Here is a 12,747-nt window from a genome sequence, read left to right as displayed (position 1 = left end):
CCATGCACGCACACGAAGCCGGCGCGCTGCACGCGGAAGCCGGCCACCGCGGGCCGTCCTGGCTGCGCACCCCCGACGACGTCAATGACCTCTACCCGGGGCTGTGGGCCCAGGCCGTGTCCCGGGGCGACGACGGCGTGCTGCGGGTGGCCGGCGTCGACGTCGGAACGCTCGCCGAGGAGTTCGGTACGCCGCTGTACGTCATCGACGAGGACGACTTCCGGGCCCGGGCGCGCGCCTTCCGGGACGCGTTCGGCGCGGTGCTGGGCGGCGCCGAGGTGTACTACGCCGGCAAGGCGTTCCTCAGCGTCGCCGTCGCCCGGTGGGTCGCCGAGGAGGGCCTCAACCTCGACGTCTGCTCCGGCGGTGAGCTGGCGGTGGCACTGCGGGCAGGCTTCCCGGCCGGACGGATCGGGTTGCACGGCAACAACAAGTCGGTGCCTGAGCTGGCCCGGGCGCTGGACGCCGGCGTCGGTCGCATCATCGTCGACTCCTTCGACGAGATCGGCCGGGTCTCGCAGCTGGCAGCCGAGCGCGGCGTGACCGCGCGGGTCATGGTGCGCACCAAAGTCGGCGTCGAGGCGCACACCCACGAGTACATCGCGACCGCGCACGAGGACCAGAAGTTCGGCTTCTCCATCGCCAGCGGCGAAGCGGCCGAGGCGATCCGACAGGTGCTGGCGGCGCCGAACGTCGAGCTACTGGGCCTGCACTCGCACATCGGCTCGCAGATCTACGACACCGCCGGCTTCGAGGTGGCCGCCCGCCGCGTGCTGCGGCTGCAGGCCGACATCCGCGACGAACACGGCGTCGAGCCGCCCGAGCTCGACCTCGGCGGCGGCTTCGGCATCGCCTACACCAGCCAGGACGACCCCCAGCCGCCGGCCGAGCTCGCGGCCGGGATGGCCGAGATCGTGGCACACGAGTGCGCCGGCTACGGGCTGGCGCTGCCCCGGCTGAGCGTGGAGCCGGGCCGGGCCATAGCCGGGCCCTCCGCGTTCACGCTCTACGAGGTCGGAACCGTGAAGTCGGTGCCGCTCGACGGCGGTGCCTCCCGCCGGTACGTCGCCGTCGACGGCGGCATGAGCGACAACATCCGCACCGCACTCTACGACGCGGACTACTCGTGCACGCTGGCGTCCCGGGCCTCCGACGCGGTGCCGGTGCTGTCCCGCGTCGTCGGCAAGCACTGCGAGAGCGGCGACATCGTCGTCAAGGACGAGTTCCTCCCCGGCGACGTCGCACCCGGCGACCTCATCGCCGTCCCCGGCACCGGCGCGTACTGCCGCAGCATGGCCAACACGTACAACCACGTGCCGCGCTCGGCCGTCGTCGCCGTCCGCGACGGCGCCGCCCGGCTCATCATGCGCCGCGAGACCGAGGACGACCTCCTGGCACTGGACGTCGGCTGAGCGCTGGAGCAGGCTGAACCGGCCCTGACCGGCCGGTTCGCACCCGCGCCAGCCATCCTGATAGCCTTTGGCGAGCCCGGGCCCGCGTAGCTCAGGGGATAGAGCGTCTGCCTCCGGAGCAGAAGGCCGTAGGTTCGATTCCTACCGCGGGCACCAGCAAGTCAATGGGCATGTGGATCATCTGAACCCGTTCGGACAATCAGGTCCGCGGCCCCTGGGCACGTCGCAGTGACGACCTACCCGCCTGGTCATGCGCCTACCCGTGAACGATGCAGCTGTGACCATGAGCCGGCCACAGCGCACAACCAGGGCTGGGACCGGTCGTCGTCGACAGCCCAGGTGACGAGGACGCCAACTGTCGGCACTGGCGTCACCGCCGCCCCGGGAACATCGTCGCCTCGGCCCGGTCGGACCCGACCAGCAACACCCAAATGACCATTTGCGCGGACCTACGCACCGTGGACTTCGCCCCTAGCACGTTCGACGCCGTCGTCTCGCTCTACACCTTCGACCACGTGCCACGCGCTGAGCACCGAGAACTACTCGGCCGCGCACACCGGTGGCTACGCCCGGGCGGCTGGTTCCTGCTCAGCATCGAGGACGCCGACGAACCAGGGCAGACCGTCGAGTGGCTTGGTGTTGACATGCACTTCAGCATGTTCGACGCGGCCACCACCCGGCGGTTGGTCACGGACGCTGGCTTCCTGATCGAGCGAACCGCCGTCGAGACGCAGCTCGAGCGAGCGACGGAGATTCCCTACACCTGGGTGCTCGCTCGCAAGCCTGAACGTTGAATGCGCACGGTCGTCGGAAGGGGCTCGCTCCTCGACCGGAGGCTCCGCGGGTCTGCGCCGGGCGGTGATATGGACGATGCTCTACGTCGCCTCCATGGTCGGTCACGCCATCCACGGCAGACTCGGCGTCACCGGCGGCCCGGAGGTCGACCCGGCAAGCTACGACACGTACGGAGCCGGCGACGTCGCCGCCGCTCAGTGGAGCAACGCAGCCGTCGGCCTCCTGGGCGTCGTTCTCTTGGCCGTGCCCCTGCTCCCCGTGTCGAGACGGCTCCCCCGCTGGGTCGTGCTGACGCCTTTCATAGTCTTCGCACTCCTCGCCCTGGCCGGCGGGAACGGCATGATCGCCCGCGCGATGACCAGCGACGTCGGCGGCGCGGTGTTCGGCGCCTACTGCCTGATCTGGGCTGCGCTCATCGCGATGACCGCCAAGCACATGCCAAGGCCCATGATCGTCAAGAGTTGATACGGCTATGACCGGGGCAACTCTTGATGATCCCCCGTCATGGGATGATCGGGATCGCGAGACCGGTCGCTCCCGGGCGGGACCCCACCGACGTCGGGCGATGCCGGGCCAACAGGTCGAGGCCGAGCCGGGCCCGGCGCACTCTCTCCCGGCTCAGCGCCACCGTCGTCGCCTCCAGGTGGGTGCCGGCCGGGTACACGTCAGGGGCGTTGCGCAGGCCGAACTTCACGTGCACGGGTGCGGCGATCTCGACGATGCGGGCGATCTCGTAGTGCCGTACGAAACCACCGACGTTGTCCGGTGCTTCCACGTAGACGTCGAGCGGGACGGCGACGGCGGCGCGGATCGCGGCCAACTGCGGCAGTGTCAGGTCGGTCGGGACGTTGATGGTGTTCGCGCCGAGGTCTTCCAGGACGCGGGCGGTCGCCGCATTCGACGCCGGCAGCATCACCGACGTCTTCGCCTGCATGTCCGCCGGTAGATCGCCGGCCGCGCGTAGCCGCCCGAAGACGTCGAGTGCGCCGATGTCGGCGATGAGGACACTGCGGATGCCGTGCTCGGCGGCGCGGACGATCTCGTCGACGACGGCGGCGAGCTGGTCCTGCCCGCGGGTGGTCGGCGCGAGCACCGAACCGGCCGAGGATCGCGCCATGGCCGACGTGTCCCAGCCGGCACACGGCCGGGCGAACAGGCTGACCTCGATGTCGGCCGCCGCGGCAGTGGCGGCCATCCGGTCCAGCTCCGCGTCGGTCATCAGCCCGACCCCGGTGCCCTGCGACACTCGGGTGACCGGAACCTCGAGCTCACGTGCCGCTTCGAGGACGGCGTCGAGGCACGCCGGACCCTCGACGCTTGGGATCTCGACCCGGTACTCGGCCCCGTCGGCGAACCGCAGCGCCGAAGCCGGCAGGTCGTAGGCGTCCGTTCCGGGCAGCCCGGTCCGCGCCAGCAGGTCGGCGGGCGCGAGCTGCGTCAACGCTGTCACGACCGCGCTCCGGCGAGGGAGTCGCGCCGCTCCCAGCCTTCACGGACCAGGTTGAAGTGCACGTGGGTGCGCGGGCGCTCGGTGCACGCGTCGTGGTCGAGCCGCAGTCCGAGGCCGGGCGCCGTCGGGACGGCGAACGCGCCGTCGGCGGCGTCGACCACCGGGGCGGCGGTCACCAGGCCGGCCACCCACGGGTCGGCGAAGTCGTTGAAGTGTTCCAGCACCTTCAGCCCGGGCGCACTGGTGGCGAAGTGGACGTTCGCGGCGGTGCCGACCGGCCCACACACGTTGTGCGGCGCGAGCAGCAGGTTGTAGGCCTCGGCCCAGCCGGCCAGCTTGCGCAGCCCGGTGAAACCGCCGATGTGGGTGAGGTCGGCCTGGATGACGTCGACCAGCCCGCGGGAGATGAGCTCGCGGAACTCCGGCACGGTGTGCACACGCTCGCCGGTGGCGATCGGCGTGTCGGTGGCCGCGCGCACCAGCCGCAATCCGTCGACGTCGTGCGGAGGGACCGGCTCCTCCAGCCACTCCGGGCTCAACGGCGTCAGCTCGCGGGCGACCCGGGCCGCCGTCGCACCGGTGAAGCGGCCGTGCATCTCGACCATGATCGAGACATCCGGGCCGACGGTGTCGCGTACGGCGCCGACGATGTCGATCGCGCGGCGCAGCTCGGCGGCAGACAGCTCGGCCGTCGCGGCACCGAACGGGTCGATCTTCAACCCGCGGTAACCGCGTGCGATCACTCCGGCGGCCAGTGCGGCGATCTGCTCGGGGTCTCGGCCGCCCTGGTACCAGCCGTTCGCGTACGCCGGGATCCGCTCGCGCATGGTGCCGCCCAGCAGCCGGTGGACCGGCACCCCCAGCGCCTGGCCCATCAGGTCGTGGCAGGCAATGTCCAGCATGGCCAGCGTGGTGGCGGTGACCTCGCCGACCCGCCCGTACTCCTCCCACGACACCTTCCACGCCAGCCGCTCGACGTCGAACGGGTCGGAGCCGATGAGGTGGCGCTGGGACAGCTCGGCGATGCAGGCCAGCAGCGTGTCGGTCTTGTTGAGCATCCGCGCCTCGCCGAGGCCGACGCGACCGTCGTCCGTCAGGACCTCGACGAACGTCAACTCACGCCACGGTGTGCCGACGACGGTGGTGCGGACATCAGTGATCTTCACGAGGGCTCCCTGCCGGTGGAGGTGGAGTTCGGCGTCGTGAGGTCGATCGGCCGGGAGATCGCCGTACGCAGGTCGTGCCGGGTGTGCACGAGGTGCGAGCGCATGGCTGCGGCGGCCGCATCCGGATCGCGCGAGCTGATGGCGTCGAAGACGGCGCGATGCTCGGCCAGCAGGGCGTCGATGGCCTTGCCACGCACGAGGTAGCCACGCAGGCTCTCCAGCCGGCTGCTGTGCAGCGGCTCCTCCATGCCCTCGACGAGGAAGCTCAGCATCTGGTTGCCGCTGGCCGCCGCGACCGCCGCGTGGAAGCGGACGTCGGCGAGGTTCAGCGCCTCCTCGCCCTCGGCCCGGTACATCGACTCCAGGCTCAGCTCGAGGGCGGTCAGATCGGTACGGCTGGCCTGGGTGGCGGCCAGCTGCGCCGCGTGCACCTCGATGGCCATCCGTACCTCGAGCAGGTCGAGCAGGGCCCGCGGGTCGCGGCGCAGCGCGGCAGTGAAGAACCCGCTGACGGGCGCGGCGTTGGGGAAGGCCACCGTCGGACGCCGGCCCTGGCGGACCTCCAGCAGGCCCCGGGCGCTGAGGTTGCGCACCGCCTCGCGGACAGTCAGCCGGCTGATGCCCAGCTCGGACGCGAGCTCGGCCTCCGAGGGCAGCGCGGAACCCGGCTGGACCTGCCCGGCGAAGATCAGGTCCTCGAGGTGCCGGACCGCTCGGTCGGTCAACGGCTCGGCTCGGCCCTCGCCGTTCTCACTGTTCGTCGCTGCGTCAGCCACGCAGTCACTATGACAGATATCTGATGAGCATCCAAGTCTCGGTCGAGATTTTCGAGCCGTCGCCCGCAGGGTTGTACGCACCATGGCCATTGGCGGAGCCGGGATTGCCGCCTCGATTAGCCACACCGAGGCCATGATGGGCGCAGGCAATTGGCGGCCACTCCCCAGGGCATGGGCACAAACACATCTGATAGGTTGACGTCTCTTGGAGACGACAGAATTGGTCCGGCCAGAGAACGTCCGCCTCTGACGCGGCGCGAATGGTGCGCGTCAGCCACCGCCAGGCAGAGGCGGGTCCGCCGCCGGGTCGGGCGTCCGGCCGGAGCTGATGACGTCCGATGTCATCGACGCTCGACTCACGTCCACGAACGAGCGGGTCGAGCAGCCACTGCTCGACCCCGAGGTGGTCGCCATCAGTGGCGCCCGACAGCTGCCCGGTGTCCGAGCCGCCTCGACAGGTCCTCGGCCGCGACGGCGGCGTACTGCCCCAGCGCGGTCTCCAGCGGCTCGGACCGGTGCACCGGGACGGAAATGCTCAATCCGGCCACGACCGCTCCGGTGGCATCCCGGACCGCGGCGGCGACGCAGCGCACATCGAGATTGGACTCGCAGTCGTCGTAGGCGAGGCCGCGCTGGCGGATCTTGGCCAGTTCGGCCAGCAGGGAGTCGAGCCCGGTGATGGTGTGCGGGGTCATCTGAACCCACTCGAACGGGTCGGCGTAGCGCGCCGCCACGTCGCTGTCGCTCAAGCCGGCGAGCATCGCCTTGCCCACCGCGGTGCAATGGGCTGGAAGACGCTTGCCCACGGCCGACACCATGCGCACCGTGTGCGGGCTGTCGACCTTGACGAGATAGATCACCTCGGTGCCGTCGAGGACGGCGATGTGGACGGTCTCATCGCATTGCCGCACGACGTCGTGCGCCACCTGCTGGCCCTGCTCGGTCAGGTCGACCCCATCGGCGTAGGCACTTCCGAGCTCGAACAGACGCAACCCGAGGTCGAATCGGCGCCCGGTCGAGTCCGTCGGGCGAAGGCAGTTGCGAGCCACGAGAGTCTGCACGAGCTCGTAGGCCGTACTACGCGGCAGCCCCAGCGCCGCCGTCATCTCCGGGACCGATCGCGGTCCCTGCCCGTCGAGGAAGAGACCCAGCAGATCCAGCGCCCGCGCGACTGCGGGCACCTCACGTCCTGGTCCAGTCATCCTCACCGCCTTTCGCCCAGGTGGCCCGTCAGCCCCCACGCACCACGCGTATCGCTGGCCGGTACGGTCAACCGGCCACGATCGGCCGGCCGCATGTGCGTACACACACCGCGGCCGGCCGATCCGCCGACGGGGTCCCCACCCGTCAACTCTCGCCTATCACTCGTCGCCGGCTGTCACAGGTCGTCACACTGTCCGCTCGTCGGGCCCCGGACGACGTTGACGAAGCCTTGGTCGACAGGCGCCGGCTCGTTGTCCGAACACGCCAGTGGGCCGAGTATCCGATTGTCGGCGATGACGGTGACACCACGGACCCCGGCGACGCTGACCGGGCCGGTGACCATGTTGCCGTCGCAGCCGTCCTGGGGACTCCCGAGCGCTGCGCGGGCTCCGCCCGCGATAGTGACCGGCCCGGTGATCCGTGAACCGCAGAACTCGATCTCGAGCGCACCGGTGGCGCGGACCGGTCCGGACACGCGGGAGTCCACGGAGCGTAGTCCCGCGCCCGCCGTGACGGTAACCGGTCCGTGGACCGTCGCGCCGTCGAGGCAGGTCACGCCGTGGGTGATGGTGACCGGGCCGGCATGGCGTCCGGTCACGACATCGAAGCACGGGAGCTCGTCGACCCGGGAGAACCGCCATTGCTGCGGCGGCCACTTCGCCGCCTGGGTGAGGTTGCCCGCGGTGTGGTCGCCGTCGCGCCGGATGCCGCCGACGACATCGGTGCCGATCACGCCGTCGCAGTTGTACGACGCGGCCGGGTCGCAGTGGTTCTCGACCTCGACGGCGAGGTTGGTTCCCTCGGACACGGCTCTGTGGAAGCCGTGGCCCGTGTCGTCGAGGTTCCACCTCTGCAGATCTGTCGACTCGTCGCACGGTGCAGTCACCACCTCCGTGCCGATTGCGCCCGAGTCGTCCGCCATGGCGAGGCAGAACTCGCCGCCGGCGCCCATTCCCCGCAAGCGCCACGTGCCGTCAGGGGCAGCGTGCATCTCCCAGATCTGTTGCGGCGAGGAGTCGTCGCACCGCGCCTGGATCACCGCGCCGTCGTCAGCCGTGAGGCACCGATCACTGGCCACTGGATTCTGCAAGCTGTCCGGGTCGCTGATGATTCCGTCCTGGTTGACCAGCCGGTAGTGGGCGCCGTCTTCCAGGTCGTACGGACCGCCGTCCGTCTCGTTCAGGTAGGGCCAGCCGTCGTGCCAGCTCATCGGCCAGATACCCAGCGTGTTCTGCGGCCGGTAAGCGTGGTAGACGAGGTGGTACACGTCGTCCTCCACGAAGATGTCCGGTCCTCCGGGCGCCCGGTACAACCCCGACGGGCTCACACCGGACGCAGCCGTCCTGCTGTTGAGGATGATGCTGCCGCCGCCTTCGGCGAGGTCCACACCGTTCTTGTCGAGGTACGGTCCGTAGATGTTCTCGGACCGTCCGACGACGATCTTGTATGTGTTGTCGTTTCCGTTCGCACGGCAGCACCAGTCCCACGCGGCCATCAGGTAGAAGTAGCCGTCCTTTTCGAAGATGGACGGCCCCTCGATGCGGTTGAAGTTCGGGCAGCTCGCCAGAGGATACGGGCACCCCGGCTCGAGAATGGGGAACAGCTCGCTCTCCCGATGAGCGACCAGGTGGCGCTCACCCACGACCGATGCCATGTCCTCGCCCAGTTGCTGGATCATGATGCCGTCGAAGTGTGAGCCCCATACGATCCACCAGTCACCGTTCTCATCAGGCCAGATCGCACCGTCGATCGCATTGAAGGTCGCGTGGTCGGGGTCCTGTGAACCAGATCTGATCACCGTGCCGCGTTCGACATAACTCGACGGGTCTTCGGGCGTCTTCGTGGTCTTGAGCCTGATCGACGAGTTGTTCGTGCCGAACGACGAACTCGAGTAGTAGTAGTAATAGGTGTCTTCGATGCGCTGGACGTGAGGTGCCCAGCCCGCCGCAGGCACGCTGCCGAGGTTGGTCCAGGGCCCCTCGAGGCTCGGGGCGCTGCGCACCAGGCCTCCGGTTGCCGACACGTAGTAGGTGTCGTCGTCCTTCCACAAGGTCGGGTCGTGCAGCGAGGTGGACCCGGTCAACGGGATCTGGCCCCGTGACTCATCGATCAGATCGCCGGCCTGGTCCGCCGGTGACGCCTCGGCCGTCGCCTTCGGCGGTTCCGCGGCTGTCGCGGTCTGGGTGAGCAGCGCCGCCGGGATCGCGGCCGCCGCCAGGATCGCCGCGGCCTGGGTGTGCCACCGCCGGCGCGGTCCCGCAGTATCGTGTTCTGCCAGCATTACCAGCTACCTCCCTGATCTGCCGCGTTGGCCTGCCCGGTCATTCGTCATGCGTTCAACGGCAGCCCAGCGCGTACATGGCCTTGTCTCTGACGCTCAGCTCACTCCTCTCGGTCACGCGGCCGGTCTGGATCGGTGAGCCGGATGACGTTCCAGCTCGCGGGCTTCAGGTAGACCCGTCCGGATCCGTGGCCGGACGTATCCACGGGCATGGACACGGGGATCACGCGGTCCGGACTGGTGCTGCTGTTGGTTGCTCCGAGGTCGTCATCGGACAGCACGGTGTGCTGGGTGATCCGGTGTTGCGCGAATGCGTGGTGCCGTACCGTGAGCTCGACCGGTTCGGTCGGGTTCCGGTTCACAGCGAAGATCGCCACGTCGCCGGAGTCGTCGTCGTAGGTGGCGACGGCGTGGACCGCCGGCACGTCGCCGTATCGGGCGGTCGCGATGACAGGTGCCACCGGGTCGACGCGCAGGACGCGGCCACGGGCCAGCCGGGCGGTGAGCGCGAACGGGTGGAAGCTCGCTTGTCGCCATGCCGGTCCGCCCGGCTCGGTACGGATCGGCGCGATCGCATTGACGAGTTGGGCCAGGCAGGCGACCGTCACTCGGTCGCAGCGTCGCAGCAGCGCGATCAGCAGGCTGCCGACCACGACAGCGTCCGCCACCGTGTAGGTGTCCTCGATCAACGGTGGCGCCTCGGGCCAGCCCTCCGGAGGCCCTTGTTCACGCCAGTCGGTCTGGTCCCACACGTTCCACTCGTCGAACGACAGGTTGATGCGCTTGGTCGCCCGTCGCTTGGCACGCACATGGTCGGCGGTGGAGACCACGTCGTCGATGAACGCCTCCATGTCGACAGCCGACGCCAGGAAACTGGCCAGGTCGCCGTCCTGCAGGTGGTAGTACGCGTGCAGCGAGATGTAGTCGACCTGGTCGTAGGCCTCTTCCAGAACCGTGGCCTCCCACTCGCCGAAGGTCGGCATGCCCGAATGGGAGCTCCCGCATGCGACCAGCTCCAGCGACGGATCGATCATCCGCATCGCGCGGCCGGTCTCCGCCGCCAGCCGGCCGTACTCGGCGGCTGTCTTGTGGCCGATCTGCCACGGCCCGTCCATCTCGTTGCCGAGGCACCACAGGCGGATGTCGAACGGCTTCGCCTGGCCGTGCGCGGTACGCAGGTCGGACCAGTACGTGCCCCCCGGGTGGTTGCAATACTCCAGCAGATCGCAAGCGTCCTGGATGCCGCGGGTTCCGAGGTTCAAAGCCATCATCGGCTCGATCCCCGCTCGACGGCTCCACGCGGCGAACTCGCCGAGCCCGAAGGCGTTCGTCTCGGTAGAACGCCATGCCGGGTCCAACCGCTGCGGCCGGGCCTCCCGCGGGCCGACGCCGTCCTCCCAGCGGTAGCCGGACACGAAGTTGCCACCTGGGTACCGCACCACGGACACCCCGAGCTCGCGGGTCAGGTCCAGCACGTCGGTACGGAACCCGTCGTCGTCGGCAGACGGGTGCGAAGGTTCGAAGATCCCGGTGTACACACACCGGCCCAGATGTTCCACGAACGAGCCGAACAATCGCGGCGGCACCTCGGCGATGCGGAACTCCGGATCGATGGTCAGGATCGCGCTGTGCACTGAGCGTCACTCCTCGTCGTTCGGGCTGGATCGTGGCGGCCGGAGAAGGGCAGCCAGCGCCGCAGGCAGGTCGCGCCGGGCCGTACTGGGCTCCTTCTGTGGGGGGAGGGTCACTTGCTGCCGGTGCCGAACTGCCCGAGCCCGTTGATGAACTGCTTTCGCAGGAGCACGAACATGATCATGATCGGCACTACGGCGATCACCGCGACCGCGATCACCAGGTCCCATCGCGGCCGGTACAGGCCGACGAGCGTGGTCATGCCCACAGCCAGCGGGTAGTTGCCCTCGGATCGCATGACGATGAGCGGCCAGAGCAGATCGTTCCACTGCTCGAGCGAGAAGATGATCGCGAGCGTTGCCAGCGCCGGCTTCACCATCGGGAGCACGATCCGGAAGAAGATCCGGTAGTCGGACGCTCCGTCCACCCGCGCCGCGTCGAACACCGCCTGCGGCAGGCCGAGCATGTACTGGCGCATGTAGAACAGTCCGAACGGATGCGCCAGCATCGGCACGATGACCCCGAGATGCGTGTCGATCAGGTTGAGCTGGATCATCAGCAGGAACAACGGAATCAGCAACAGATGGAACGGCAACATCTGCGAGGCGAGGATGGACACGAAGATCGTGTTGCGGAACGGGAACCTGATCTGCGCCAGCGCATAGGCGGCCATCGTGACCACGATCAGGGAGCCGACTGTCGACCCCACGGTGAGGATCACCGAGTTCGCGAACCACGAGACGACGGGCGTCTCGTTGAACACGGTCCGGAAGTTCTGCAGCGTGAGCGACGACGGAAAGAACTCACCTGCGTCGGCGAAGATGCGCTGCGGCTCGCGCAGCGAACTGACCAGAAGCCAGTAGAACGGGATCAGGAACGCTATCGCGACCACCGCGACCACCGACGTCATGGCGATCTTCTTCGCCGTCGGGCGACGAGGTGTACCGCTGCGGGCGAGAGGTTTGCGCTGGGCAACGGTCATCGTTCGTCGTCCTTTGCGAAGAAGCCGAACGCCTTCAGCACGATCAACGAGAACACCATGATGATCGCGGCCAGGACGACCCCGATCGCGGACGCGTATCCGAGATCGAAGGATGTGAACGCCGTGCGGTAGAGGTGCACCACAGCGCTCAGCCCACCTTGGCCCGGCCCGCCGCCTGAGCCCCAGAGGATCAGCGGCTCCACGAAGAGCTGGAATCCGCCGAAGATCGTCAGGACCGTGACGAACAGGATGATCGGTTTCGACAGCGGCACCGACAGATGCCAGAACTGCCGGATCGGTCCGGCACCGTCGACAGCAGCTGACTCGTAGAGCTCGTTCGGGATGTTGGACAGGCCGGTGGTGAAGTAGATGATGTTGATCCCGGTCCACCGCCACGTGGCCATGATGATCATCGCTGGGATTGCCAGATGCTGGGTTTCCAGCCATGCCTGCGCGGGCACTCCGAACAGTCCGAGGAAGCTGTTCAGCAAGCCGTTCGTGGAAAGCAGCAGGGAGAACACCACGCCCACCACGACGAGCGAGGTGAGTACGGGCAGGAACAGGATGGAACGGAACATCGACTGTCGTGCCACCCAGCGCGAGCGCAGGATCGCAGCGAGGACGAACGGCACCGGGATCAGCACCAACAGCGTGCCGACCGTGTACAGCATGGTGTTCCGCAGTGCCGTGAAGCCTGTCCGGTCCGTCAGCAGGCGCCGGTAGTTGTCCACGCCCGTCCACTCAGCCGAGCCGCCGATTCCCTGGATCTCCTGGAAGCTCAGGACCACCGCGTAGCCGACCGCGTAGACGCGAAAGACGACATAGAGCACGAGGAACGGCAGGAGGAACACCATCGCCACGACCGCCGGACGGTGCAGGAACGGCCTCTTCGGCTTGCTCTTGCGCTTGCGCGCAGGTGCGCCGGATCGCGCATCGGCGTGTGCGGTGTCTGTCGCCATCGACTGCTTCCTTCCGTCCCGCTGATGCCGTCCGCGCTCGTGGCTCGCGGCCTGGCCACGAGCCACGGACGGACATGGAGGTCGTGCAGCG

At 68.6% G+C, this 12,747-nt stretch carries 11 protein-coding genes and 1 tRNA gene; 4 read left to right on the top strand and 8 right to left on the bottom strand.

Translation table 11 applies throughout. The features are described from left to right. The first annotated feature begins 2 nt into the window (after positions 1–2). The 4 genes from lysA to JIAGA_RS32900 all read left to right on the top strand — a co-directional run bounded on the left by lysA (position 3) and on the right by JIAGA_RS32900 (position 2,672). Entirely contained in the window at positions 3–1,412 is a 1,410-nt protein-coding gene (gene lysA / locus JIAGA_RS0107595) for a diaminopimelate decarboxylase (protein ID WP_026875199.1), read from the top strand. 80 nt (positions 1,413–1,492) lie between these two features. Next, positions 1,493–1,568: transfer RNA gene (locus JIAGA_RS0107590), tRNA-Arg, on the top strand. 275 nt (positions 1,569–1,843) lie between these two features. Then, positions 1,844–2,206 carry a class I SAM-dependent methyltransferase gene (locus tag JIAGA_RS28225; RefSeq protein WP_084469542.1) on the top strand — a complete coding sequence of 121 codons (363 nt, stop codon included), beginning with the start codon at positions 1,844–1,846 and terminating at the stop codon, positions 2,204–2,206. 76 nt (positions 2,207–2,282) lie between these two features. Continuing rightward, positions 2,283–2,672, top strand: a complete 390-nt coding sequence (locus JIAGA_RS32900; protein ID WP_157552843.1) for a hypothetical protein — start codon at positions 2,283–2,285, stop codon at positions 2,670–2,672. A gap of 37 nt (positions 2,673–2,709) precedes the next feature. On the opposite strand, the gene JIAGA_RS0107570 is transcribed toward JIAGA_RS32900, so the two are convergent. The 8 genes from JIAGA_RS0107570 to JIAGA_RS0107535 form a co-directional block, all read right to left on the bottom strand. After that, a complete protein-coding gene (locus JIAGA_RS0107570; protein WP_425402780.1) occupies positions 2,710–3,648 on the bottom strand; it encodes a U32 family peptidase in 939 nt (312 codons plus the stop codon). Positions 3,649–3,653: 5 nt separating this feature from the next. Then, positions 3,654–4,823 (bottom strand): mandelate racemase/muconate lactonizing enzyme family protein, encoded by a 1,170-nt coding sequence (locus tag JIAGA_RS0107565; RefSeq protein ID WP_026875197.1) that lies wholly within the window; start codon positions 4,821–4,823, stop codon positions 3,654–3,656. Continuing rightward, positions 4,820–5,599: a FadR/GntR family transcriptional regulator gene (locus JIAGA_RS28215; RefSeq protein WP_051425835.1), complete on the bottom strand. Its 780-nt coding sequence runs from the start codon at positions 5,597–5,599 to the stop codon at positions 4,820–4,822. The genes JIAGA_RS0107565 and JIAGA_RS28215 overlap by 4 nt, the downstream gene beginning before the upstream one ends. 413 nt (positions 5,600–6,012) lie before the next feature. Then, positions 6,013–6,801, bottom strand: a complete 789-nt coding sequence (locus JIAGA_RS0107555) for an IclR family transcriptional regulator domain-containing protein (RefSeq protein WP_026875196.1) — start codon at positions 6,799–6,801, stop codon at positions 6,013–6,015. Positions 6,802–6,977: 176 nt separating this feature from the next. After that, positions 6,978–9,083: a family 43 glycosylhydrolase gene (locus tag JIAGA_RS32895; protein ID WP_051425834.1), complete on the bottom strand. Its 2,106-nt coding sequence runs from the start codon at positions 9,081–9,083 to the stop codon at positions 6,978–6,980. A 101-nt stretch (positions 9,084–9,184) separates the two neighbouring features. Next, complete coding sequence (arfA, locus tag JIAGA_RS0107545; RefSeq protein ID WP_026875195.1) at positions 9,185–10,717, bottom strand: arabinosylfuranosidase ArfA; 1,533 nt, start codon at positions 10,715–10,717, stop codon at positions 9,185–9,187. Between the two features lie 110 nt (positions 10,718–10,827). Then, entirely contained in the window at positions 10,828–11,697 is an 870-nt protein-coding gene (locus JIAGA_RS0107540) for a carbohydrate ABC transporter permease (protein ID WP_084469540.1), read from the bottom strand. After that, positions 11,694–12,656, bottom strand: a complete 963-nt coding sequence (locus JIAGA_RS0107535) for a carbohydrate ABC transporter permease (RefSeq protein ID WP_051425833.1) — start codon at positions 12,654–12,656, stop codon at positions 11,694–11,696. The genes JIAGA_RS0107540 and JIAGA_RS0107535 overlap by 4 nt, the downstream gene beginning before the upstream one ends. Positions 12,657–12,747: the final 91 nt, after the last annotated feature.

The sequence above is a fragment of the Jiangella gansuensis DSM 44835 genome (genome assembly GCF_000515395.1).
GTDB lineage: Bacteria > Actinomycetota > Actinomycetes > Jiangellales > Jiangellaceae > Jiangella > Jiangella gansuensis.
This window is presented reverse-complemented; position numbering and strand designations above follow the sequence as displayed.

Excerpts from the sequence above, each read along its gene's own strand:
- JIAGA_RS28225 (WP_084469542.1), top strand. The coding sequence starts at position 1,844 with ATGACCATTTGCGCGGACCTACGCACCGTGGACTTCGCCCCTAGCACG.
- JIAGA_RS0107555 (WP_026875196.1), bottom strand. The coding sequence starts at position 6,801 with ATGACTGGACCAGGACGTGAGGTGCCCGCAGTCGCGCGGGCGCTGGAT.
- lysA (WP_026875199.1), top strand. The coding sequence starts at position 3 with ATGCACGCACACGAAGCCGGCGCGCTGCACGCGGAAGCCGGCCACCGC.
- JIAGA_RS0107540 (WP_084469540.1), bottom strand. The coding sequence starts at position 11,697 with ATGACCGTTGCCCAGCGCAAACCTCTCGCCCGCAGCGGTACACCTCGT.
- JIAGA_RS0107535 (WP_051425833.1), bottom strand. The coding sequence starts at position 12,656 with ATGGCGACAGACACCGCACACGCCGATGCGCGATCCGGCGCACCTGCG.
- JIAGA_RS32895 (WP_051425834.1), bottom strand. The coding sequence starts at position 9,083 with ATGCTGGCAGAACACGATACTGCGGGACCGCGCCGGCGGTGGCACACC.
- JIAGA_RS32900 (WP_157552843.1), top strand. The coding sequence starts at position 2,283 with ATGCTCTACGTCGCCTCCATGGTCGGTCACGCCATCCACGGCAGACTC.